Here is a 24,160-nt window from a genome sequence, read left to right on the forward strand (position 1 = left end):
CCACTCACAGGACGCGCGGGAAGGGAGGGACCATGGGGCTGCGTTCGCCCGGCTGGCTGCTGCTCCTGCTGCCGCTCGCCGTTCTGATCGGCGCGTATCTGCTGGTCCAGCGCAGGCGCGGCCGCTATGCCGTCCGCTTCACCAACCTCGACCTGCTCGACAAGGTGGCGCCCGTACGGCCGGGTTGGCGCCGGCACGTCCCGGCGGGCGCCTTCTGCGCCACGCTCGGCCTGCTGGTGGTCGGCTTCGCCCGGCCGACCGCCGACGTGCAGGTGCCGCGGGAGCGGGCGACCATCGTCGTCGCGTTCGACACGTCCGGCTCCATGGAGGCGACCGACGTCGAGCCCACCCGGTTCGTCGCCGCCCAGCGTGCCGCCCTCGCCTTCATCGACCGGCTGCCCGAACGCTTCAACACCGGGCTGGTGTCGTTCAGCGGCTCCGCCACGGTCGCGGTGCCGCCGACCACCGACCGCGTGGTGCTCCGCTCGGCCGTCGAGCAGCTCACCACCGGCCAGGGCACGGCGATCGGCGAAGCCGTCATCGCCGCGCGCGACGCGATCCGCTCACTCGACCGACAGGCCGAGACCGAGCCCCCGCCCGCGCACATCGTGCTGCTGTCCGACGGCTCCAACACCGTGGGCCGCTCGGTCGAGTCGGCGGCCGAGGAGGCGGCGGCCGAGAAGATCCCGGTCTCCACGATCGCCTACGGCACGCCGGACGGCGTCGTCGATCTCGGCGACGGCCGCCTCCTCCAGGTACCGGTCGACGGACCCGCCCTGGAGAACCTCGCCTCCGTCACCGGCGGCGACTACCACGAGGCCGCCACGGGCGAGGAACTCCAGGCCGTCTACGAGGACATCGGCAGCTCCGTCGGCCACCGCACCGAGGAACGCGAGATCTGGCAGTGGTTCGTCGCGGCGGGCCTCGGCGCGGCACTGATCGCGGCCGCGACCTCGCTGCTCTGGTTCTCCCGCCTGCCATGACCGGCACATCCACCAAGGAGCCAGACGTGACAGACCCCATCCACTCCGGCCCGCCAGCCCCCGGCGATCCTGTGGCCGCCGACGGTGCTCAACCCCCACAGGGGCCACCCGCACCCGACAACGAAAGCAGTACGGGTGGTGCGGGTGGGAAACCAGACCCGGCCGAAGGCCAGGTGTCCTCCCACGCACCCGCACCCGCACCCGGCCTCGGCCACCCCCGCGGCCCCTCCTTCCTGCCAGGCCGCCGCCCCACACTCCCCGCCCGGCCCACACCTACTGCCGAGCCGGACCCGCCCCCCTCCACAGACACGCACGTCCCGGTACGCCCCCGCACCCCCCGCCCCCTCACCACCGCACTCCTCGCCGCCGTACTCGCAGGCGGCGCCGCCGGATACGCGGCCGGAGCCCTCGGCGACGACGACCCCGCCGCCGCCCCGGCCGCCGCACGCGACTCCGGAGGGCTCGAAGCCGTCGCCGCCCGGGTCCTGCCCAGCGTGGTCTCCGTGCGGACGGCGGACGGACAGGGCTCCGGGTTCGTGTTCGACGAGCGGGGCCGGATCCTCACCAACGCCCATGTGGTGGACGGCAGTTCACGGGTCACCGTCGAGCTGCAGGACGGCCGCCGGCTGAGCGCCGAGGTGATCGGCGACGACCCCGCGCACGACGTCGCCGTACTGGAACCCGAGACGGCACGCGGGCTCAGGGCCGTCGAGCTCGCCACCGGCACCCGCCCCGGCGTCGGCGACACCGTCCTCGCCATCGGCTCTCCGCTCGGCCTGAGCGGCACCGTCACCTCGGGCATCGTCAGCGCCCTCGACCGGGCCGTGCGGATCGGCGAGGGCAGTTCGCAGCGGCGCGCCCTGCAGACCGACGCGTCGATCAACCCGGGCAACTCCGGCGGGCCGCTGGTCGACGCCGAGGGGCGGGTCATCGGCATCAATACGGCCATCGCGACGTTGGACCAGCAACGGGGCGGTTCCATCGGCATCGGCTTCGCCATCCCCGTGGCCGACGCCGCGGCCGCCGCCCGGACCATCATCGACGGCGGTTAGGAGGGGTCGTAGATGCGACTGCTCGTGGTCGAGGACGAGGAGGACCTGGTCGTCGCGCTCAAGGTCGGGCTGGTCAGGGCCGGTTACGCGGTCGACGTCGCCCCGGACGTCCTCGCCGCGACCGAGAAGCTCGCCGTCAACGACTACGACCTCGTCCTACTGGACCTCAACCTGCCCGACGGGGACGGCTTCTCGGTCTGCCGCGCCATTCGCGCCCACCCGGGCGGCCCCCGCATCCTCATGCTGACCGCGCGCGACCGGCTCGCCGACCGGGTGCGCGGTCTCGACGAGGGCGCGGACGACTACCTCGTGAAACCCTTCGCGCTGCCCGAACTCCTCGCCCGCATCAGGGCGTTGCTCCGCCGCGAGGACGGCGGCACCTCGGTCGTCGAGGTCGGTGAACTCCGCCTGGACACCGCCCGCTTCGAGGCGTACCGGGGCGGCCGCCAACTCCAGCTCACGCCCAAGGAGTTCAGCGTCCTGCACTACCTGATGACCCGCCCCGGCAGGGTCGTCCCGGCCGAGGAACTCCTCGAACACGTCTGGGACGAGTACGCCGACCCGTTCACCAACACCGTGCGGGTCACGGTCGGTTCACTGCGCCGCAAGGTCACCGGGGACGAGGAACCGCTCATCGAGACGGTGATCCGGCAGGGCTACCGCCTGAGGGAGACCCCATGAAACGCCCCTCCTTCCCACGGCCCCGCCTCCCCGCCTTCACCCACACCATCCGCTTCCGCCTCACCGTCCTCTACTCCGGCCTCCTGTTCGTCCTCACCGCCCTGGTCCTCGGCGGCGTGTACGTCGCGGTGGAGCGCAGCGGCGACGCGCACCCGGTCACCAAGGAGTACACCGCGTCGAAATACGTCGGCGACCGGTACGTCGGACAGATCCAGGTGGCCCGGGTCGAGGAGATCGAGGCCGCCGTCAACTACGAGACCCTCGCCAACCTGCGCCGCTTCTCGTACGCCGTCCTCGGCGGCGTCGCCGTCGCCAGCCTCGCCCTCGGCTGGATCCTCTCCGGCCGCGCCCTGCGCCCGGTACGCGCCATCTCCCGTACGGCCGCCGAGATCCAGGCCACCGACCTCTCCCAGCGCATCCGCCTGACGGGCCCCCAGGACGAGCTGCGCGACCTCGCCGACACCGTCGACTCCATGCTCGACCGGCTCGACGAGGCGTTCCGCGCCCAGCGCCAGCTCATCGACGACGCCTCCCACGAACTGCGCAGCCCGCTCGCGATCATCCGCGCCAACCTGGACGCCGTACTGACCGCCGAGGACTCGGACGAGGAGGAACGCCGTCAGGCCGCCCGCGGCGTGGACCGGGCCACCACCCGGATGACCCGCCTCGTCGAGGACCTGCTCGCCACCTCCCGCCGCAACGCGCCCGCCCTCGCCGACGCCGACGTCGACCTGGCGGCCGCGGCGGCCGAGGCCTGCGAGGAGTTCGCCCCGCTCGCCGCCGAGCGCGACCTCATCCTGCAGCGCCGCCTCACCACCGGCCTGACCGTCATCGGCGACCACGACGCCCTGCGCCGAGCGGTCGGCAACCTGCTCTCCAACGCGGTACGGCTGTCCCCGCCCGGCACCCGCATCACGGTCGCCGCGGGCCGGACCGGAGGCTGGCTGTGGACGGCCGTACGAGACGAGGGGCCCGGCATCCTGGACGACGACCAGGCGCGGGTCTTCGACCGCTTCTGGCGTGCGAAACCAGGAGCAGGCGGACGTGACCGGCACGCCGGCCTGGGCCTCGCCATCGTCCGACAGATCGTCGAGTCGCACGGCGGCCAGGTGCGGCTGTTCTCAAGGGTGGGCGAGGGTTCGACGTTCGTACTATGGCTGCTGGCCAGAGGCGCCGAGCACGCAAATGACGGGCCGCCCGAAGAACGACCCGTCTTTTAGGGGCGCGGGGCTGTATCGATTTGCGGCTCCGCCGCGTGGGCGCGACCAGCCACAGCGCACCCGCACCCGACGAACGGCCTACGCAGCCTTGGCCTTGGTCGCATACATGTCCACGTACTCCTGCCCGGACAGCCGCATGACCTCGGTCATCACCGAGTCGGTCACCGCCCGCAGCACATACCGGTCCCGGTCCATCCCCTCGTACCGAGAGAATTCCATCGCCTCACCGAACCGAACAGTGACGCGCCCGGGACGGGGCATACCCGCACCCCCCGGCTGCAACTTGTCCGTGCCGATCATCGCGAACGGAACGACCGGCGCGCCGGTCATCATGGTGAGCCGGGCGATCCCGGTGCGTCCCCGGTACAGGCGCCCGTCGGGCGACCGTGTGCCCTCGGGGTAGATCCCGAAGACCTTGCCCTCCTCCAGGACGCGGCGGCCGGTCATCAGCGCCGCCACCCCACCGTTCGCACCGTCCCGGTCCACCGGGATCATGCCGACGCCGGTGAAGAACCAGGCCATGAGCCGGCCCTTGAAACCCTTGCCGGTGACGTACTCGTCCTTGCCGATGAAGAACACCTGCCGGTCGCACACCAGCGGCAGGATCATCGAGTCGATGAAGGTGAGGTGGTTGCCGGCCAGGATGACCGGACCGTCGCCCGGGATGTGCTCCGCACCCTCCACCCGTGGGCGGAACATCAGGCGCATGATCGGTCCGAGCAGTGCCTTGATGAGCGCGAAGCGGGACAACGGGCCCTCCGATGTCAAGAGAACGGCCAGAGAATCTGTATGAGTCTGTGCAGGTGAGGACATTACTCGCGGCCCGGGGGGTCGTGCACATCGGGAGCCGCGGGTTCACCGAGGTCTTACGCACTGTTGACCCGTGTTTACCTGCGGTGCCGCACCGTTGCCGGACGGTAACCCGCCCGGAATGATGTGACGGAGGTCGCGCCCCCGATGCCCGTCCGCGCCCACTGACCGCCTACCCCGGGTCTTCACCATGAAGCCGACGAAGCCGATGAAGTCGACGGACTGTCAGACATCTGTTCCCATGCGACATCCCGCGTCACCCGCGTGTTCTGCCGGAGGTCTCCCGTCCGTCATGGACACGCCCCTACGATCGGCCCGCACTCACGAGCCGACGGCAGGAGACCCCTCATGGGAACGCAGGAGTCGCAGGAGTCGAACGAGCAGGCGGGCGGCGGCACCGGACGGCGGGCACTCCTCGGCGCCGCGGTGCTCGGTGCCGGCGGAGCGGTCCTCGGACTGTCCGGCACGGCGAGAGCTGCCGGCGCCGGACACGGGAGCGGCGGGTTGAAGAGCCTGCCCGTGCCGACGGTCATCGGCCACCGGGGCGCCAGCGGGTACCGCCCGGAGCACACGTTCGGCTCCTATCAGCTCGCCCTCGACCTGGGCGCCGACATCGTCGAGGCCGGCGACCTGGTGCCCACCAAGGACGGCCACATCGTCTGCCGCCACGAGCCGGAGATCGGCGGCACCACCGATGTCGCGGACCACCCCGAGTTCGCCGGCCGCAAGACCACCAAGGTCCTCGACGGCGTCTCCACCACCGGCTGGTTCACCGAGGACTTCACACTCGCCGAGCTGAAGACCCTGCGTGCCATCGAGCGCATCCCGGCCAACCGCCCGCACAACACGCTCTACAACGGCCGCTGGGAGATCCCCACCTTCGAGGAAGTCCTGAAGTGGCAGGACGAACAGACCCGCAAGCGCGGCAAGCAGGTCTGGATCTACCCGGAGACCAAGCACCCCACCTACTTCCGCAAGCTGGGCCTCGGTCTGGAGGAGCGGGTGGCCAAGCTGCTGCGCAAGTACGGCAAGGACAAGAAGAACTCGCCGGTCATCCTCCAGTCCTTCGAGCCCACCAGCATCCAGCGCCTGAACAAGCTCGTCGGCAACCCTCTGGTGGTGCTCCTCTCCACCGCGGCCAGCCGCCCCTGGGACTTCGTCGAGACGGGCGACCCGCGCACGGTCGCCGACCTCATCAAGCCCGCGGGCCTGGCGGAGATCGGCTCCTACGCCCAGGGCATCGGCCCGACCCTCGACCTGGTCATCCCGAAGGACGCGAGCGGCAACCTCACCACGCCCACCACCCTGGTGGCGGACACCCACGCGGCCGGTCTGATCCTGCACCCGTACACCATGCGCAACGAGAACCCCTTCCTGCCCGCGAACTTCCGCAAGGGCACGGACGTGGACGCCTACGGCGACTCCTTCGGTGCGTTCAGGACGTACTTCGCCACGGGCATCGACGGCGTCTTCACCGACAACCCGGACACCGGCGTGCTGGCCCGCGAGGACTTCGTCAACGGCTGAGGTCAACGGCTGAGGTCAACTGTCGATCGACCGGCCCCGGTTGGGGTGACATCCGGCCGCCCGGGCAACCCGCCGCCCGGGCGGCCGCGTCGAACCGCATATGACGCACGACCTGGTCACCACCCTGCGCCCACTGCTCACCGCCGAGGCCTCCGCCGAGGCACATGCCACCGGTACGGAACCGGGCGACCTGGAACAGGCGGTCTGGCTCCGCCTCCTGGAGCACCTGGACACCCAGGGCCCGCCCCTCGACCCGCCCGGCTGGCTCCGCCGAGCCGTCCGCTCCGAGTCCCGCCGCAGTCGCCGTACGACCCGACACGAACAGCCGTACGACGCCGAACCCGCCGACGACGGCGAGCGCACCCCCGAACAGCTCACCCTCGCCGCCGCCCGCCGCCGCGCCCTGCACGACGCCGTACGCCGTCTGCCGGGTCGCTGCCCCTCCCTGATGGCCGCCCTGCTCTCCCCGAGGGACCTCACATACCGGGAGATCGCGGGGGAGTTGGGTATCTCACAGGGCAGTCTCGGGCCGGAACGTTCCAGATGTCTGGGATGTCTTCGCCGATTGCTCACACCGGAGGTTGCGGCCCGCGAAGCGCGGGGATAGGAGTGAGGGACGAAATGGCGATCAGGTGAGCGGGAGGCGTGCGCACATGGGCATGAGCGTGACCATCTCGGCGGCGACCGAGCAGGATGCGGAGCAGATCTTCCGGCTGCAGTACCTCTGCTTCCAGAGCGAGGCTGCGCTGTACGGCAACTACCGCATCGACCCGCTCGTCCAGACCCTGGACTCGGTCCGCGAGGAGGTGGCCTCGGACTGCGTCTTCGTGGCCCGCCTCGGCGACGAAGTGGTCGGCTCGGTCCGCGGCCGGGTCACCGAGGACGGCTCGGCCGCCATCGGCAAGCTCTGCGTCCACCCCCGCCTCCAGGGCCACGGCATCGGCGCGAGGCTCCTCCGCGCGGCCGAATCGGCCCTCGCCGAAGACCGCGGCGCCACCAGGTTCCGCCTCTTCACGGGTCACCGAAGCGAGGGCAACCTCCGCCTGTACCGCCGAGTGGGCTACGAGACGGTAGGCACGTCAAAGGGCGCGGACGGAGTACCGATGATCGTCCTCGAAAAGCCCGCGGGAACATACGCAGCGACGGCGTGACGAGGTTTTTCTAGGGGCGCGGGGCTGTGTCGATATGTGGCTCCGCCGCGTGGGCGCGATCAGCCACTGACGGCCGGATGCCGCCACACGACCTCAGGCGGCATCCCCGGTCGGCGCACCCTTCCGAAGCCAGTAGATGGCCGAAAGGGGAAGCAGCACGGGGATGAAGATGTACCCGATCCCGAAGTCCGACCACACGGTCGCGTCAGGGAACGCGGACGGCTCCACCAACGTCCAGGTACCGACGGTCAGCACACCCAGCAGCTCCAGAACACAGCACGCGAGTGCAGCTTTACGCGCCGTCTCCCCACCCCGCACCAGCGAGTACGTGATGAACCCGTACACCACCCCGGCAACGGCCGACAGCGAGTAGGCGAGCGGGGCATGGTCGAACTCGGTGGAGATCTGCACGGCCGACCTCGACACCGCCCCGACGACCATCACGCCGTAAAGCCACACGAGCAGCGTGCCCGGCCCACTGGTCAGCCGCCGTCGGCTCACCTCAGCCTCCCCAGATGTCATAGAGCCGCACCTCCAGCACAGCCAGCACCACCCCGCCGGCGGCGACCGTCACCGAACCCCACCGCGTCCGCTCCGCCAGCGACATGAACCCCGCCGCCGGCACACACGCGAACGCGCCCAGCAGATACGCGACGAAGATCGTCGTACCCTGCTCCGGCTTCTCGCCCCGCGCCAGCTGCACGATCCCGATCACCAGCTGGACCACGGCCAGCAGCGACACCACACCCATCCCGATGAAGTGCCAGTCCTTCGTCGGCTGATCACGGTAGGCGGCCCAGCCGCACCAGGCGGCGAGCAGAAGTGCGGCGACGCCGGTCGCGAGCGTCAGGGCATCAAGCATGCGGCGACCCTATTACGGGCCAAAAGACCTGATGCGGTCGACCCCGGCGGAGACCGTAGGGTCTAGACCATGACGATCCATGCACAGGCCCTCCTCTTCGACAACGACGGAACCCTCGTCTCCTCCCTCGAATCCGTGCAGCGCTGCTGGACGCGCTGGGCCGTGGAGTACGGCCTCACCGCCGAGGATTTCGGACGCGTCGAACTGCACGGGCGAACGGCCGCGGAGATAGCCGCCGACCTCCTGCCCGCGGACGTCGTACCGGCGGCCGTCGCGCGGATCGAGAAGCTGGAGGTGGAGGACGTGTCCGATGGCGGCGTGCACCTGCTGCCCGGCACCAAGGACTTCCTCGACGCGCTGCCCGCCGACCGCTGGGCCGTCGTCACCTCCGCCACCCGGCGCCTCGCCGAGGCCCGCCTCGACGCCGTCGGCATCCTGCCCAAGATGCTGATCGCCGCCGACGACGTCACCCGCGGCAAGCCCGACCCCGAGCCCTACCTGCTCGCCGCCCGTGAACTCGGCGTCGACCCCGCCCACTGCGTCGTCTTCGAGGACGCCCCCGCGGGCCTGGCGGCCGGCCGCGCCGCCGGTATGACCACCGTGGCATTGGCCACAACCCACCAGGCCCACGAGCTCGACGCCGACCTCGTGGTGAAGGACCTGTCGGCCCTGTCGGCACTGGTCACCACCGGGGGAGTGGAGATCTCGCTCCGCGGCTGAGACGCGTCCGCCGCTGTCCAGTATCCGGACAGCGGCACTTTGTCAGGACCGTACGTCTGCTTTACTGATCTCATGACCACTACGAGCAGCCGCACCCTTGCGACCGAGGCGACCATGACGCCCGGTGCTCGTTGTATGTGTCGAATGTGCGCCTTCTAGAGGGCCCCTGCACCACCCCGAGCCTCGCGCCCCGAAGCGAGACGCCGTGGCATGTCCGTACACCGTGAACGCCGTATGTGACTGACGCCTCCCCCACTGCCTGAACGGTGTGGGGGGACCCCCATCGCGCACATGTTCTCCCCGGTTCCCCATGCCACCGCACGAGAACCGTGTTGCGTTCCAGACCGAATGCACCCCGCCAGGGCACACCCACGCCCTGCACCCGACAGTGACGGAAACCCACGTGATCACCACCACAGGCCTGACCAAGGTCTACCGCTCACGCGGCCGTGAGGTCACCGCCTTGGACGGCGTCGATCTCCATGTCCGCGAAGGAGAGGTGTACGGCGTCATCGGCCAGTCCGGCGCCGGCAAGTCCTCGCTGATCCGCTGCGTCAACCTGCTGGAGAAGCCCACCGCCGGCACCGTGACCGTCGCCGGGCAGGACCTCACCGCCCTCTCCGGGCGCGGACCGCGCGCCGGCAGGGAACTCCGGCAGGCGCGCAGCCGTATCGGCATGGTCTTCCAGCACTTCAACCTGCTGTCCACGCGCACCGTGCAGGACAACGTCGAGCTGCCGCTCGAAATCCTCGGCACGTCCGGCAAGGAGCGGTCGCGGAAGGCGCTGGAGCTGCTCGACCTCGTAGGGCTCGCCGACAAGGCGAAGGCCTACCCCGCCCAGCTCTCCGGCGGTCAGAAGCAGCGCGTCGGCATCGCCCGCGCCCTGGCCGGCGACCCCAAGGTCCTCCTGTCCGACGAGGCCACCAGCGCCCTCGACCCGGAGACCACCCGCTCCATCCTCCAGCTGCTGCGCGACCTGAACCGGCAGCTGGGCCTGACCGTCCTGCTCATCACCCACGAGATGGACGTCGTCAAGAACGTCTGCGACTCCGCCGCCCTCATGGAGAACGGCCGCATCGTCGAGTCCGGGACGGTGAGCGAGCTGCTCGCGACCCCCGGTTCCGAGCTCGCCGCCGCCCTCTTCCCGGTCGGCGGCGAGGCCACCGGCGACGACCGGACCGTCGTCGACGTCACCTTCCACGGCGAGGCCGCCACCCAGCCCGTCATCTCCCAGCTCTCGCGCACCTACAACATCGACATCTCGATCCTCGGCGCCGCCATCGACACCGTCGGCGGCCTCCAGGTCGGCCGTATGCGCATCGAACTGCCCGGCCGCTACGAGGACAACGTCGTGCCGATCGGCTTCCTGCGCGAACAGGGCCTGCAGATCGACGTGTTGGGCCAGGAGCCCGTACTGCTGAAGGAAGGTGCGAAGTGACCTGGTCCGAGATGTGGGCGCTGCTGGAGCCCGAGTGTTGGAACACGCTGTACATGGTCGGCTGGTCCACACTCATCGCCATTGTCGGCGGACTGCCGCTCGGCATCCTGCTGGTTCTGACTGATCGTGGCGGACTGCTGCAGAACGTTGTGGCGAACAGGGTCATCGGCCAGATCGTGAACATCGCCCGCTCGATGCCGTTCATCATCCTGATGGTTGCGCTGATGACCTTCACCCGCTGGGTCACCGGAACGACCATCGGTCGTGACGCCGCCATTGTGCCGCTGGCTGTCGGTGCCATTCCCTTCTTCGCCCGCCTCGTCGAGACGGCTGTCCGCGAAGTGGACGGCGGTCTCGTAGAAGCCGTCCAGTCGATGGGTGGCAATACCTGGACCATCGTGCGCAAGGTCCTCGTGCCGGAAGCCCTGCCGTCGCTGATCGCCTCTGCGACCACAACGGTCGTCGCCCTCATCGGTTACTCCGCGATGGCCGGCACCGTGGGCGCCGGCGGTTTGGGCGACCTCGCCATCCGCTACGGCTACCAGCGCTTCGAAAGCGAGCTGATGTGGGTGATCGTGGCGATCCTCGCCGTCGTCATCTCCCTCATCCAGTTCGCCGGTGACTACGCGGCCCGCTCCCTGCACGGCCGCGGCGGCCGCTCCGGCTCCGCGCCGAAGCTCCGCCTCCTCAAGGCCAAGGAGCCCGCGACGGCCGACGTCGGCAAGGTCGCGTAACCCTCCCCCCCCAGACTCCCCGCCCACCCAATTAGCGGGGTCGCTGCACCCATCAGGAAAGGCACTTTTCGTGCGTAACACCGCAAAGATCACCGCCGCCGTCCTCGCCGCCGGAGCCCTCACCTTCGGGCTCACCGCCTGCGGCTCGGACAACGGCTCCTCTTCCTCCTCCGACTCCAGCGGACCGCTGGTCGTCGCCGCGAGCCCCACCCCGCACGCCGAGATCCTGAACTACATCAAGGACAACCTGGCGAAGAAGGCGGGCCTCGACCTGGAGGTCAAGGAGTTCACCGACTACGTGACGCCGAACACGGCGACCGAAGACGGTTCGGTGGACGCCAACTACTTCCAGAACCAGCCGTACCTCGACGACTTCAACAAGAAGAACGGCACCCACATCGTGCCCGTCGTCACGGTCCACCTGGAGCCCCTCGGCCTCTACTCCCACAAGGTCAAGAGCGCCGACGCCCTGAAGAGCGGTGCGACGATCGCCGTCCCGAACGACAGCGTGAACGAGGCGCGCGCCCTCAAGCTGCTCGCCGCGAACGGGCTGATCACCCTCAAGGACGGCGTGGGCAACGAAGCGACCCCCTCCGACATCACCAAGAACCCCAAGAACCTCAAGTTCAAGGAGCTGGAGGCGGCCCAGACCCCGCGCTCCCTGGACGACGTGGACGCGGCCGTCATCAACGGCAACTACGCCATCGAGGCCGACCTGAAGCCCGCCGAGGACGCCCTCGTCCTGGAGTCCGCGAAGGACAACCCCTACGGCAACTTCCTCGCGGTCAAGGACGGCAACGAGGACGACCCGCGCGTGAAGAAGCTCGCCAAGCTCCTCACCTCCGACGAGGTCAAGAAGTTCATCGAGGACAAGTACGACGGCTCCGTCATCGCGTCCTTCTGAGCGCACTGAACAACTGGGGGACTGAACTCATGCGCAAGTCCGTCATACCCGCGGCCGCGGTGGCACTGGCCCTCGGCCTCACCGCCTGCGGCTCGGGAGACAGCGGTGGTGGTGACGACGACGCCCTGGTCGTCGGCGCCACCGCCGTCCCGGCCGGCGAGGTCCTGACGTACATCAAGGACGACCTCGCCGAGAAGGCGGGCCTGAACCTGGAGATCAAGGAGTTCACGGACTACGTCCTGCCGAACACCGCTCTCCAGGAAGGCTCGCTGGACGCGAACCTGTACCAGAACCAGCCGTACCTGGACGAGTTCAACAAGACGCAGGGAACCGACCTGGTGTCGGTCGTGAAGGCCTACCTGCCGCCCATGGGCGTGTACTCGAAGAAGGTCACCGACGTCACGAAGCTAGCCGACGGAGCCACCGTCGCCGTGCCCAACGAGACCACCAACGAGGGCCGCGCCCTCAAGCTCCTCGCCGCCGAGGGCGTCATCACGCTCAAGGAAGGGGCGGCTACCGACGCCTCCCCGGCGGACATCACGGCCAACCCCAAGCACCTGGTGTTCAAGGAGCTGGAGCCCGCCCAGCTGCCGCGCTCGCTCGACGACGTGGACGCGGCGGTCATCAACAACAACTACGCCCAGGACGCGGGCCTCAGCCCCACGAAGGACGCCATCCTCCTGGAGTCGGCGAAGGGCAACCCCTACGCCAACCTCCTGGCTGTCAGGAAGGGCGACGAGGACGACCCGCGGGTCGAGAAGCTCGCGAAGCTCCTCGTCTCGTCCGACGTGAGGAAGTTCATCGAGGACAAATACAAGGGGTCCGTCCTGCCGGTCAGTTCCGGCTGACGGGGCGTATACGGCTTATCGCCACGCACGGGGTCCGCTCCCTCACCGGGAGTGGACCCCGTAGTGCGGTTCACTGGTTTCATGCTGCATGCTGGGCAGTTCAGCAGGCCCTGACGGTTTCCGCAGGTTTCCCGAAGTTAACGGAGCGGCGCATGACTGGCACCTTCCCCAACATCTCCATCAGCACGGAGCGGTTGGTGCTGCGTCCCCTCGACGAGGACGACGTGCCCGCGCTGGCCGAGATGATGAACGACGAGCAGGTCGGGGCCTGGACCGATGTGCCGCAGCCCTACTCCGAGGAGCAGGCCCGCACCTGGATCACCGAACACGCGCCCAGCGAGCGGGAGTCGGGCCGCGGTCTCGACCTCGCGGTCACCGAGTTCCTCACCCAGCGCCTGGTCGGCGTCGTCCAGCTCGCCAAGACCAACTGGCACATCCGCTCCACCGAGCTGTCGTACGTCATCGCCCCCTGGGCCCGCGGCGAGGGCTATGCCTCCGAAGCCACGCTCGCCACTGCCCAGTGGCTCCTCACCGACCAGAAGCTCGAACGCATCGAACTGCGCACGGCCGCCGACAACACCGCCTCCCAGCAGGTCGCCCAGAAGATCGGCTGCATCAGCGAGGGCGTCCTGCGGGGCGCCTGCATAGCGCACGTCCGTGCAGAGGACGGCACCTGGAGCGACGTCCGCACCGACTACATCGTGTGGAGCCTGCTGCCGGAGGACCTCGACGGCGCGGGGGAGCAGCTGGCGGACAGCAACGGTTTCACGTCGTACTCGGACTGGAACTGAACCAGGGAGCCACCGACCCGGCCGACTCCACCAGGTACCCTCACGGTGCCCGCCCTCCGGGCCGGCTCTGACCACCTGCGAAAACCCCTGGAGACTGAGACACGATGGCCGACCGCGTCACGGTGATCGGCTGGGACGGCTCGCCGCTGACCGCCGCGGCACGCGCCGCGCTCGGCGCCGCCACGCTGGTGGCCGGTGCCGCGCACCATCTCGCGCTCCCCGAGGTGCCGCCCGCCGCCGAGCGCATCCGCCTCGGCAGCGTCGCCCTCGCCGCCCGCCGTATCGCCGGCCATCGCGGCAGCGCGGTCGTGTTCGCCGACGGGGATCCGGGCTTCTTCGGAGTCGTACGGACCCTGCGCGCGCCCGAGTTCGGCCTGGAGGTCGAGGTCGTGCCCGCCGTCTCCGCGGTCGCCGCCGCCTTCGCCCGGGCCGGTATGCCCTGGGACGACGCACAGGTGGTCGTCGCACACCGTCGCACCCTGCGACGCGCGGTGAATGTGTGCCGAGCCCACACCAAGGTCGCCGTCCTCACCTCACCGGGCGCCGGCCCCGCCGAACTCGGTCTCCTCATGGAGGGCGTCCACCGCACCTTCGTGATCTGCGAGGAACTCGGCACCGAACGCGAACAGGTCACCGTCGTCACCTCCGACAAGGCCGCCGACCACACCTGGCGCGACCCGAACGTCGTCATCGTCATCGGCGGCCCGGCCGGCCCCGGCAGCGGCGGCGACGGCTGGATCGCCGGACGCGACCCGGGCACCGGCCCGCGCGGCTGGACGCAGCCCTCAGAGGCGTACGGCGGACCCCTGGGCGAGGGTGAGACGGAACTGCTCCGCGCGGCCCAACTCGCCCGGCTCGGCCCGCGCGTCGGCGACCTCGTGTGGGACATCGGCTGCGGCAGCGGCGCCTTCGCCACCGAGGCCGCCCTGGCCGGGGCCGCCGTCCTCGCCGTCGACCGGGACCTGGCGTCCTGCGTCCGCACCGAGGCAGCCGCACGCGATTTCGGGGTCCAGCTCCAGATCGTGCACGGCACCGCCCCGCACGTCCTGGAGAACCTCCCCGAGCCGGACGTCGTCCGTGTCGGCGGCGGGGGAGCGGCCGTGGTCTCCGCGGTCGTTGATCGCCGCCCGCAGCGCATCGTCACCCATGCGGCCACCCGCGACGAGGCCGAACTCATCGGCCGGGACCTGACCGAGCACGGCTACCGGGTCGAGTGCGCCCTGCTGCAGTCCGTCGAACTCGACACCCGGGCCTGGACGGAGACGGAGCGGAGCGTCGCGTTCCTGCTCAGCGGCCTGCTGCCCGACCGCACGGCCTGACGTCGATACCGTCTCGGATCCCGTCCCCGTGATCCTGTTGTCGTACTGCGCGCGGTAGGCTGGCCGATCGTTGTACCGCACTCGGACACCCGGCGCTTCGTAGGTCAATGTCCGGAAAACGCGCCCGTTTTGGGGTGGGTGTGGTACGGCGGAACCGGAGGACGCGCAACGTGGCGCAGTCCACAGCGGACCGTCGCGGATCAAGCTGTCGCGAGGGTCGGACGGCCGGGACAATGCCAGTTAATGGCTTTGTCGTCTTTTTCGGCGGTCGTTCGTGCCGCTGGGCACGCACGCTCGTTCTTCACTGCGGGGCGGTCGGTGCGCCGTTCCCGGTGAGAGCTGGTCGTAGGAGCACTAACCGATGGGCGAGGGGTACGCATGACCGACACCGGCCAGGTCCCGGGCGAGGGACTGCCGGAGAGCGCAGGCATGGTGGAACAGCCGGGCGTCCCTGCGCACGGCGCGTACACCTACCTCTCCGAGACCACCGCCGAGGACGAAGACCTGTTGCTGCTGCCGGGCGCCCAGGGCGCCTGGGGCAACGAGGTCGCCCCGCCCCTGCCGGAGCCCGTCGTCGAGACCGTGCACGAGCCGGGCCCGCACGAGATGTCCGGCCGCGACAGCGGTTCGGTCGACCTCGGCGGCGTCCGCCTGCCCACCTCGACGGCTCCGTCCGCCGTGGCCGCGCCGCGCCGCCCCCTGCACCTGGGCCCGGCGATTCCCGACGCCTCCGCGAGCCCGGTCCGCTCCCTCGCCGACCGCGGCCCCGCGGGCGCGCCCGTGCGGCACCCCGGCCCGGCCACGACCGGCCCCGAGTACTTCGACGTCCCGCCGCTGCAGGAGATGCCCCCGCAGGGTGCGATGCCCTGGGGCGCTCCGGCGCCGGGCACGGTGCAGGCGCCGGTCGCCACCGGGGCACCGGCTGCGGAAACGGTTGTCCCGTCGGCCGCGCCCGTCGCCGAGCCGGTGGGCGCGGCCCAGGCGACCATGGCGCGCCTCGCGACCGAGGCCGTCGCGGCGGCTGTTCCGCACCCGGCGGAGGCCGGTCACGCGCTGCAGGGGCCGGAGAACGAGTACGCCGCTCAGGCCGCTCCGCAGGGCGGCGTCGAGCAGGTTTCCGCGGAAGCGCACGCATTCGACGCCGGGAACCCGGCGGAGGGCGCATACGCTCCGGACTCCGGGCAGGGTCCACCGGCCGAGGTGGCCTGGGACGCGGGGCAGGGCCCGGTGTACGGGCCGGCCTCGGAAGGGGCGCAGGTTCCGGGAGTTGACCCTGTCGTGCAAGCCGGACAGGAGCCCGTCTCCGTCCCGGACGCCGGGCCGGTTCCGGAGGCCGTGCTCCCGTCGGAAATCGTTCCCGAGCCCTTGCCGGAGGCCGAACCGGTCGTACCCGCGGCCGACCCCGTCTTCGAGGCCGAGCCGGTCGTACCCGTGCCCGACCCTGTCTCCGAGGCCGAGGTCCCCGCGCCCGATCCCGTCTTCGAGGCGCCCGCGCCGGTTGCCGAGGCCGCCGCGCCCGAGGTCCCTGAGGCTCCCTCCGCCGTGGACGCCGGGCCGATTCCCGCAGCCGTCCCGGCCCCGGAGGCCGACGAGGCTCCTGCAGCAGGCGCTGCCCTTGACGCCGAGCAGGCTCCCGAGGAGATTCCCGTCGCCGCGCAGGCACCGGACGCCTCGGACGCCGTGGCCTTCCCGGTGGCTCCGGACGTCGAGCAGATCCCGCAGCCGGCACCCGCGGAAGACGCAACCGTGCTCCCTGAGCAGGCAGTGTCGGAGCAGGCCCAGGAGCCCCACCCGGAGGAGCTGCCCGCCCAGCTCGTCCCGGACCCGAGCCTCGCGCAGCCCGCCCCGCCGGACGCCTTCGCCCAGCCCGCGGACACGGCCGCCCCCGCCCCGGACCAGCCCGTCGACATCCCGGAAGCACCCCAGATCCCCGACGCCGAAGCCCAGTTCACGGACGCGGCCGTCCCGGCTCCGGCGGAGGAGGCCCAGCCGTCACCCCCCGTGGAGCCGGCCGAGGGCATCGAGCCCGCCCCCCAGGATCAGGCGCCCGCCGCCCCGGTGGCCCCCGTCCTCCAGCCGCTCGCCGCCGAACCCGCCGACACACAGGGCCAGTTCGCGCACCCCGGCACCCCGGTGCACGACCACGCCGAGGCCCCCGCCGCGGTCCTCCCGGCCACCGTCCCGCTGGAGCCCCAGCAGGACCAGCCACTCGGCCAGTTCGTCCCGGTCGAGGGCTCGGTGCCGACCACCCCGCACCTCGCGCCGACACCGCCCCACCCGCTGACACTCCCCGTGGACGAGCAGCAGGGCGCCCCGGAGCCCGTCGCCGCGGTCCCCGCCCCGCGCGAGGCCGAGGTGGAAGAAGAACTCGTACAGCACGCGGAGGACCTGGACACCAGGGCCGCCGACCAGGAAGACCCGGAAGAGAGCACGGCCGTAGTGGAAGAAGTACGCGTGTCCACGGGCCCGGCCGCGCCCGCCTACGAGGACGTCGAGCGCGAGGCCGTCCTCAAGGTCATGCGCGAGCGCCGCGACATCCGCAACGGCTTCCGCAGCGACCCGATCCCGCACGAGGTGTTGCTCCGCGTCCTGGAGGCGGCCCACACCGCCCCGTCCGTCGGCCACTCGCAGCCCTGGGACTTCGTCGTCATCCGCTCGGCGGAGACCCGCAGCGGCATGCACGAACTGGCCATGCGCCAGCGCGACGCCTACGCCAAGTCCCTCCCCAAGGGCCGCGCGAAGCAGTTCAAGGAACTGAAGATCGAGGCCATCCTCGACACCCCGGTGAACATCGTCGTCACGGCCGACCCGACCCGCGGCGGCCGCCACACCCTCGGCCGGCACACCCAGCCGCAGATGGCGCCCTACTCCGCCGCGCTCGCCGTCGAGAACCTCTGGCTCGCCGCCCGCGCCGAGGGCCTCGGCGTCGGCTGGGTCAGCTTCTTCGACGAGCGCGAGATGGTCCGCGCCCTCGGCCTGCCCGAGCACCTCGAGGTCATCGCCTACCTCTGCGTGGGCTACGTCGACGAGTTCCCGGACGAGCCCGAGCTGATGCAGGCCGGCTGGTCCAAGCGCCGCCCGCTGTCCTGGGTCGTGCACGAGGAGACGTACGGCCGTCGCGCGCTGCCCGGCGAGGAGCCGCACGACCTGCTCTCCGAGACCGTCTCCCAGATCCGCCCGCTGGACGCCAAGGCGCTCGGCGAGGCCTGGGAGCGCCAGAAGCGGATGACCAAGCCGCCCGGCTCGCTCGGCATGCTGGAGATCATCTCCGCCCAGCTGTCCGGCCTGTCCCGCCAGTGCCCGCCGCCGATCCCGGAGCCCGCGGCCGTCGCGATCTTCGCCGGCGACCATGGTGTGCACGCCCAGGGCGTCACCCCCTGGCCGCAGGAGGTCACCGCCCAGATGGTGGCCAACTTCCTCGGCGGGGGAGCGGTCTGCAACGCCTTCGCCGGCCAGGTGGGCGCCGAGGTCTGCGTCGTGGACGTGGGCGTGGCCGCCGACCTCCCGGCGACCCCCGGTCTGCTGCCCCGCAAGGTCCGCGCGGGCACGTCCGACATGACGACCGGCCCCGCGATGACCCGCGAGGAGGCCAAGCAGGCCATCGAGGTGGGCATCGAGACCGCCCGCGACCTGGTCGCGGCAGGCAACAAGGCCCTGCTCACCGGCGAGATGGGCATCGCGAACACCACCGCGTCCGCCGCCCTGATCTCGGTCTACACGGACGCCGACCCGGCCGAGGTGACGGGCCGCGGCACCGGCATCAACGACGAGACCCTCGCCCGCAAGACCGAGGTCGTCCGCCGCGCCATCGAACTCCACCAGCCGGACCCGGCCGACCCGATCGGCGTCCTCGCCGCGATCGGCGGCTTCGAACACGCCGCCATCGTCGGCCTCCTCCTCGGCGGCGCCTCCCTGCGTACGCCGGTGATCCTGGACGGCGTCAGCGCCGGCGCCGCCGCCCTGGTGGCCCGCGCGATCGCCCCCGAGGTCCTCGCCGCCTGCATCGCAGGGCACCGCAGCGCCGAGCCCGGCCACGTGGCCGCCCTGAACAAGCTCGGCCTGCGCCCCCTGGTCGACCTGGACCTGCGCCTCGGCGAGGGCACGGGCGCGCTGCTGGCGCTGCCGCTGGTGCAGAGCACGGCGCGGGCCATGCACGAGGTGGCGACGTTCGACTCGGCCGGCGTCACCGAGAAGTAGACCCATGACGGCGGGGGCGGGGACGAGCAACGCTCCCGCCCCCGCCGTACGCTGAACCCACATCCAGAATCCGCACGTCAGGGCTGCTCCAGCGCCGTAGCACCCGTCGCACCGCCTGTACGAGGAGCCGCACCTCCATGGCCGAACACCCCGCCTACCCCGTAGGCCTCCGCCTCACCGGCCGCAAGGTCGTGGTCCTCGGCGGCGGCCAGGTCGCCCAGCGCCGGCTGCCGGCGCTCATCGCAGCCGGCGCGGACATCCTCCTCGTGTCCCCCGAGGCGACCCCCTCGGTCGAGGCGATGGCGGACGCGGGCGAGATCACCTGGGAGAAGCGCCCCTACGCGGAAGGCGACCTCGCCGACGCCTGGTACGCCCTGATCGCCACCGGTGACAAGGACGCGTCCGCCGCCGCCTCCGCGGAGGCGGAGCGGCACCGGGTCTGGTGCGTCCGCTCGGACGACGCCGACGCGGCGACGGCCTGGACCCCGGCCACCGGCCACAGCGAGGGCGTGACGATCGCCGTCCTCACCACGAACGCGCGCGGCCGCGACCCGCGCCACACCGCCGCGATCCGTGACGCGGTGGTGGAAGGCCTCCGCGACGGCACCCTGGTGGCGCCCCACCACCGCACCCGAACGACCGGCGTCGCCCTCGTCGGCGGTGGCCCCGGCGACCCGGACCTGATCACGGTCCGCGGCCGCCGCCTCCTCGCCGCGGCCGACGTCGTCATCGCGGACCGCCTCGGCCCGCGCGACCTCCTCGCCGAACTCCCGCCGCACGTCGAGGTGATCGACGCGGCGAAGATCCCGTACGGCCGCTTCATGGCCCAGGAGGCCATCAACAACGCCCTGATCGAGCACGCCAAGCAGGGCAAGTCGGTCGTACGCCTCAAGGGCGGGGACCCGTACGTCTTCGGCCGTGGCATGGAGGAGCTCCAGGCGCTCGCCGAGGCCGGCATCCCGTGCACCGTCGTCCCCGGTATCTCCAGCTCGATCTCGGTCCCGGGCGCGGTCGGCATCCCGGTCACCCACCGCGGTGTCGCCCACGAGTTCACGGTGGTCAGCGGCCATGTCGCCCCCGACGACGAGCGCTCCCTGGTCGACTGGCCGTCGCTGGCCAAGCTGACCGGCACGCTCGTGATCCTCATGGGCGTCGACAAGATCGGCCGGATCGCCGAGACGCTGGTGGCCCACGGCAAGTCCCCGGACACCCCGGTCGCCCTCGTCCAGGAGGGCACGACGGCCGCCCAGCGCCGGGTCGACGCGACCCTGGCGACGGTCGCCGAGACGGTGGTGAACGAGGACGTGAAGCCCCCGGCCGTCATCGTCATCGGCGAGGTCGTGAAGGTCGGCCCGGACCCCTCCGCGTAACCGCGGGTAACACAACCCGCTCCCAGCCGTTGGCACCACACCCAGGACAAGGCAGTATCACCCTGTGGCCGATCTCATCACCGTCGAGGACCCCGACGACCCGCGCCTGCACGACTACACGGGCCTGACCGACGTCGAACTGCGCCGCAAGCGCGAACCGGCCGAGGGCCTGTTCATCGCCGAGGGCGAGAAGGTCATCCGCCGGGCCAAGGACGCCGGGTACGAGATGCGTTCGATGCTGCTGTCCGCCAAGTGGGTCGACGTCATGCGCGACGTCATAGACGAGCTCCCGGCCCCGGTGTACGCGGTCAGCCCGGAGCTCGCCGAACAGGTCACCGGCTACCACGTGCACCGCGGCGCGCTCGCCTCGATGCAGCGCAAGCCGCTGCCCACGGCCGCCGACCTCCTCCAGACGGCCCGCCGGGTCGTGGTCATGGAGTCGGTCAACGACCACACCAACATCGGCGCGATCTTCCGCTCGGCGGCCGCCCTCGGCATGGACGCGGTCCTGCTGTCCCCGGACTGCGCGGACCCGTTGTACCGCCGCAGCGTCAAGGTCTCCATGGGCGCGGTCTTCTCGGTCCCCTACGCCCGCCTCGACACCTGGCCCAAGGGCCTGGAGTCGGTCCGCGAGGCCGGCTTCACCCTCCTCGCCCTCACCCCGGACCCCAAGGCCAGGACCCTCGACGAGGCCGCTCCCCACAAGATGGACCGGGTGTCCCTGATGCTCGGCGCCGAGGGCGACGGCCTCTCCACCCAGGCCCTGGTCGCCGCCGACGAATGGGTGCGCATCCCCATGGCCCACGGCGTCGACTCCCTCAACGTGGGCGCGGCGGCCGCGGTCGCCTTCTACGCGGTGGCGACGGGCCGCCCGCAGGCCTAGCTAGTCGTTGCGACTGAGCGTCGACTCGTACCGCTCGGACATCAACTGCCCCTTCAGAGGCGCGTAGTCCGGCGGCACATGGACCTGCTCCTGCTGTCGTACGACGTCACGGTCGTCGCCGAGGCCACGCGGCGGTCCCTGGCAGCCCTGGGCCGCCGCGATGCCGAGCGCCACGAGCAGCGTGACGACGACGAACACGAACAGCCGCTGACGCAGCAGCCGGGGATTCGCGGGCCGCCGGCCTGTCCCGGTGGTCCTGGGGCCCGGCCGCCCCGTACCACTGCGCGGCGCGGTACGACTCCCGCTGCCGGAACGGGGCGTGTTCCGCGAGGCCGGTGTGGGCCGCGCCCCGGACCGGGACGACGACGCCGGCGTACCGTTGCCGCGCGAGGGCCCGCCACCACGTGACGGGGTTCCGCCCCGCACCGGCCCGGAACCGCGAGCCGCGCCGCTGCCCCGAGGTGCGGGAGTCCCCTGAGTGCCTTGGCCGCCCTGCGGGCCCTGCTGCCCCTGCGGTCGCCGCTGGGCCGTCCGCTCCGGATAGGTGTCCGAGAGCCGCCCGGTGGGCCGGTCCGCCTCCCCGCCGCGCGGCGCGGGCGGACGCAGGTCCGCGAGTCCCTGTGCCTCACGGGCCGCGATCTCCTTGAGGCGCAGCGACAGCTGAAGCGTGCTGGGCCGCTCCTCGGGATCCTTGGCCAGACACGCCCGGACGAGCGGAGCCAGGGCGTCCGGTACGCCGTGCAGCTGCGCCTCCTCGTGCACCACGCGGTACAGCATCACCTCGGAACTGCCGTGCCCGAAGGGCGAGTCGCCCATCGATGCGTACGCCAGGGTCGCGCCGAGGGAGAAGACGTCCGTGGCCGGCGTCACCGCGGCGCCACGCACCTGCTCCGGCGCGAGGAAGCCGGGGGAGCCCACGGCCGTACCGACATGAGTGAGCGTGGAGGCCCCGGTCGCCCAGGCGATGCCGAAGTCGATGATCCGCGGCCCCTTGGGGGACAGCAGAATGTTGGACGGCTTCAGGTCCCGGTGCACGACGCCCGCCTCGTGCACGGCGACCAGCCCCTCCGACAGGGCGGCCCCGATGGCGGCGACCTCGGCCGCGACCAGCGAGCCCGCGTCGGCGACCTTGTCGTGCAGGGAGGGCCCGGGCACGTACTGGGTGGCGAACCACGGGCGGTCGGCGTCGAGGTCGGCGGCGACGAGCCGTGCCGTACACCCGCCGCGAATCCGCCGCGCCGCCGACACCTCACGTGCGAAGCGCGACCGGAACTCCTGATCCTCCGCCAGGTCAGGCCGGATGACCTTCAGGGCGACCCGTTGCCCCTTGCGGTCGGAGCCCAGGTAGACGACACCCATCCCGCCCGCGCCGAGCCGTCTGTGAAGCCTGAACGAGCCGACGACGCGCGGGTCCTCGCGCCTCAGGCGCATCATCGCCATGTTCATCCCCGCTGCCCGGTCCGTGTGACGTGCCACAGCTTACGTTTCCATGGCCCGCCGCGCGCAGAGGCCGCGCCCTCTCGGACCGATCGATTGTCAGTGCCGGGTGGGAGACTTGAGGGGTGGTCAGGGAGCCCGCGAACAGGCCGACTTCGACCTGCCTGTGATCCCAACCACCCGTCGCAGAAGGGGGATTGGACGCGTGAAGGGTGATCGCGTGGAGATAGTCGTGGACGCAGGGGACACGACGCGTACGTACGAGGTGGTGGCGAGCAGGGCGGGCCGCCGGGTGGAGACGGCGGTACGCCGAGGTGTCGTGGAAGTGAGCGAAGTCACCCGCAGTGGCTCCGTCGTCCGCACGGCCCGCTTCATGGCGACCCGGGTCCTGGCACTGGTCGAGCAGCCGGTGCCGCGAGAGGACAGCTCGGAGAAAGACGGACACACCGGGCGACCCCTCCGGGAGGACCCCGAGACCTAGGTCCTCGTCTCCACCCATGGGAGTACTCCGCAGGTCATGGCTCATCCTCCGGGAGGCCCGGCAATCGGTACGAGGGCATGACGTGCGGCAGGCGCCGGACGCCTAGATTTGAGGTCAAGCGGCGGGTGCAGCACTCGTCCCCCGAGGTCAGACACCCGCCGCTGCCAACCACAATGGAGAACGGTCAGGAGAGGGACCATGGCCCACACGGCACCGCGGACGATGATCCGCACACAAAAGCGCCGCACGGGTCGTCGCCACCCCTTGGTGGCGACGCTCATGGCCCTTCCCCTGGCGGTCCTGCTCCTCGTCGTCTTCGACGGCTGGGAGACAGTGGCCACACAAGCGTCGTCCGTGGGAGTGATGCTGGGGCGCTGAGCGGCGACCCCAGGCCCGGAAGAGCGGTCCGGGCGGGGACATCCACCCATGAAACCCCGTGGGGACGGGGGTGCGGCGGACGGCACAAATGCCGGCGCAGCTGGGGAGCTGCGCCGGCATTGCTGTGCGCCGACACATGTTCACGGCGCGACACCGGCCAGTGAACCCACTCCGTCCGGCGGACCCCCACCCACCCGCAGAGGGCGCGCCCTTTGATCGCCGTCCGGCATCTATCAGCCTGTCCGGCGCTCGCTTCCCAACGCTGTTCACGGCACCTTCCAGCCGGTCCGGCGCTCGCTTCCCAACGCCGTTCACGGCATCTGTCAGCCCGTCCGGCGTTTGAGGACGAGGCCGTTCAGGCCGAAGGGGGGTCT

General features: G+C 71.2%; 23 protein-coding genes. 19 read left to right on the forward strand and 4 right to left on the reverse strand.

Features of this window, described 5'->3' with window-relative positions:
- The first annotated feature begins 32 nt into the window (after positions 1-32).
- From IG08_RS0125710 to IG08_RS0125725, 4 genes are all read left to right on the forward strand, one after another.
- Complete coding sequence (locus IG08_RS0125710; protein ID WP_030606811.1) at positions 33-983, forward strand: VWA domain-containing protein; 951 nt, start codon at positions 33-35, stop codon at positions 981-983.
- Between the two features lie 173 nt (positions 984-1,156).
- On the forward strand, positions 1,157-2,035 hold the full coding sequence (locus tag IG08_RS54460) for a S1C family serine protease (RefSeq protein ID WP_063757790.1): 879 nt from the start codon (positions 1,157-1,159) through the stop codon (positions 2,033-2,035).
- Between the two features lie 12 nt (positions 2,036-2,047).
- Entirely contained in the window at positions 2,048-2,716 is a 669-nt protein-coding gene (locus tag IG08_RS0125720) for a response regulator transcription factor (protein ID WP_030606816.1), read from the forward strand.
- The gene (locus tag IG08_RS0125725) at positions 2,713-3,936 is read left to right on the forward strand and encodes a sensor histidine kinase (RefSeq protein WP_043455166.1); all 1,224 of its coding nucleotides are present in this window, start codon (positions 2,713-2,715) and stop codon (positions 3,934-3,936) included. The genes IG08_RS0125720 and IG08_RS0125725 overlap by 4 nt, the downstream gene beginning before the upstream one ends.
- Before the next feature lie 78 nt (positions 3,937-4,014).
- On the opposite strand, the gene IG08_RS0125730 is transcribed toward IG08_RS0125725, so the two are convergent.
- Positions 4,015-4,686 (reverse strand): lysophospholipid acyltransferase family protein, encoded by a 672-nt coding sequence (locus IG08_RS0125730; protein ID WP_030606822.1) that lies wholly within the window; start codon positions 4,684-4,686, stop codon positions 4,015-4,017.
- Positions 4,687-5,094: 408 nt separating this feature from the next.
- Here IG08_RS0125730 and IG08_RS0125735 point away from each other — a divergent pair, with 408 nt between their 5' ends.
- The 3 genes from IG08_RS0125735 (at position 5,095) to IG08_RS0125745 (ending at position 7,424) form a co-directional block, all read left to right on the forward strand.
- Entirely contained in the window at positions 5,095-6,273 is a 1,179-nt protein-coding gene (locus IG08_RS0125735; protein WP_030606827.1) for a glycerophosphodiester phosphodiesterase, read from the forward strand.
- 100 nt (positions 6,274-6,373) lie between these two features.
- Positions 6,374-6,880: a sigma-70 family RNA polymerase sigma factor gene (locus tag IG08_RS0125740; RefSeq protein WP_030606830.1), complete on the forward strand. Its 507-nt coding sequence runs from the start codon at positions 6,374-6,376 to the stop codon at positions 6,878-6,880.
- Between the two features lie 46 nt (positions 6,881-6,926).
- Positions 6,927-7,424, forward strand: coding sequence for a GNAT family N-acetyltransferase (locus IG08_RS0125745; RefSeq protein ID WP_030606834.1), 498 nt, complete (start codon positions 6,927-6,929; stop codon positions 7,422-7,424).
- A 93-nt stretch (positions 7,425-7,517) separates the two neighbouring features.
- On the opposite strand, the gene IG08_RS0125750 is transcribed toward IG08_RS0125745, so the two are convergent.
- Both IG08_RS0125750 and IG08_RS0125755 read right to left on the reverse strand, forming a co-directional pair.
- Positions 7,518-7,946 (reverse strand): hypothetical protein, encoded by a 429-nt coding sequence (locus IG08_RS0125750; protein WP_030606837.1) that lies wholly within the window; start codon positions 7,944-7,946, stop codon positions 7,518-7,520.
- Positions 7,927-8,286 carry a hypothetical protein gene (locus IG08_RS0125755; RefSeq protein ID WP_030606840.1) on the reverse strand — a complete coding sequence of 120 codons (360 nt, stop codon included), beginning with the start codon at positions 8,284-8,286 and terminating at the stop codon, positions 7,927-7,929. The genes IG08_RS0125750 and IG08_RS0125755 overlap by 20 nt, the downstream gene beginning before the upstream one ends.
- A gap of 69 nt (positions 8,287-8,355) precedes the next feature.
- On the opposite strand from IG08_RS0125755, the gene IG08_RS0125760 reads away from it, so the two are divergent.
- From IG08_RS0125760 to IG08_RS0125805, 10 genes are all read left to right on the forward strand, one after another.
- Positions 8,356-9,006 (forward strand): HAD-IA family hydrolase, encoded by a 651-nt coding sequence (locus IG08_RS0125760; protein ID WP_030606844.1) that lies wholly within the window; start codon positions 8,356-8,358, stop codon positions 9,004-9,006.
- 403 nt (positions 9,007-9,409) lie between these two features.
- Positions 9,410-10,444: a methionine ABC transporter ATP-binding protein gene (locus IG08_RS0125765; protein ID WP_030606847.1), complete on the forward strand. Its 1,035-nt coding sequence runs from the start codon at positions 9,410-9,412 to the stop codon at positions 10,442-10,444.
- A complete protein-coding gene (locus IG08_RS0125770) occupies positions 10,441-11,178 on the forward strand; it encodes a methionine ABC transporter permease (RefSeq protein WP_030606850.1) in 738 nt (245 codons plus the stop codon). The genes IG08_RS0125765 and IG08_RS0125770 overlap by 4 nt, the downstream gene beginning before the upstream one ends.
- A 70-nt stretch (positions 11,179-11,248) precedes the next feature.
- On the forward strand, positions 11,249-12,082 hold the full coding sequence (locus IG08_RS0125775; protein ID WP_030606853.1) for a MetQ/NlpA family ABC transporter substrate-binding protein: 834 nt from the start codon (positions 11,249-11,251) through the stop codon (positions 12,080-12,082).
- A gap of 29 nt (positions 12,083-12,111) precedes the next feature.
- The gene (locus tag IG08_RS0125780) at positions 12,112-12,930 is read left to right on the forward strand and encodes a MetQ/NlpA family ABC transporter substrate-binding protein (RefSeq protein WP_030606856.1); all 819 of its coding nucleotides are present in this window, start codon (positions 12,112-12,114) and stop codon (positions 12,928-12,930) included.
- Between the two features lie 152 nt (positions 12,931-13,082).
- Entirely contained in the window at positions 13,083-13,721 is a 639-nt protein-coding gene (locus tag IG08_RS0125785) for a GNAT family N-acetyltransferase (RefSeq protein WP_030606859.1), read from the forward strand.
- A 104-nt stretch (positions 13,722-13,825) separates the two neighbouring features.
- Positions 13,826-15,040, forward strand: coding sequence for a precorrin-6y C5,15-methyltransferase (decarboxylating) subunit CbiE (gene cbiE / locus IG08_RS0125790; RefSeq protein WP_030606861.1), 1,215 nt, complete (start codon positions 13,826-13,828; stop codon positions 15,038-15,040).
- 378 nt (positions 15,041-15,418) lie between these two features.
- Positions 15,419-19,237, forward strand: a complete 3,819-nt coding sequence (gene cobT, locus IG08_RS0125795) for a nicotinate-nucleotide--dimethylbenzimidazole phosphoribosyltransferase (protein ID WP_030606863.1) — start codon at positions 15,419-15,421, stop codon at positions 19,235-19,237.
- A gap of 137 nt (positions 19,238-19,374) precedes the next feature.
- The gene (gene cobA, locus IG08_RS0125800) at positions 19,375-20,607 is read left to right on the forward strand and encodes a uroporphyrinogen-III C-methyltransferase (protein ID WP_030606865.1); all 1,233 of its coding nucleotides are present in this window, start codon (positions 19,375-19,377) and stop codon (positions 20,605-20,607) included.
- 64 nt (positions 20,608-20,671) lie between these two features.
- Complete coding sequence (locus tag IG08_RS0125805; protein WP_030606867.1) at positions 20,672-21,490, forward strand: TrmH family RNA methyltransferase; 819 nt, start codon at positions 20,672-20,674, stop codon at positions 21,488-21,490.
- On the opposite strand, the gene IG08_RS0125810 is transcribed toward IG08_RS0125805, so the two are convergent.
- Entirely contained in the window at positions 21,491-22,936 is a 1,446-nt protein-coding gene (locus IG08_RS0125810) for a serine/threonine-protein kinase (protein ID WP_052424885.1), read from the reverse strand.
- A 196-nt stretch (positions 22,937-23,132) separates the two neighbouring features.
- On the opposite strand from IG08_RS0125810, the gene IG08_RS0125815 reads away from it, so the two are divergent.
- Positions 23,133-23,408 (forward strand): hypothetical protein, encoded by a 276-nt coding sequence (locus tag IG08_RS0125815; RefSeq protein WP_030606871.1) that lies wholly within the window; start codon positions 23,133-23,135, stop codon positions 23,406-23,408.
- A gap of 198 nt (positions 23,409-23,606) precedes the next feature.
- The gene (locus IG08_RS0125820) at positions 23,607-23,786 is read left to right on the forward strand and encodes a hypothetical protein (RefSeq protein ID WP_030606874.1); all 180 of its coding nucleotides are present in this window, start codon (positions 23,607-23,609) and stop codon (positions 23,784-23,786) included.
- The last annotated feature ends 374 nt before the right edge of the window (positions 23,787-24,160 follow it).

The organism is Streptomyces fulvoviolaceus (assembly GCF_000718165.1).
GTDB lineage: Bacteria > Actinomycetota > Actinomycetes > Streptomycetales > Streptomycetaceae > Streptomyces > Streptomyces fulvoviolaceus.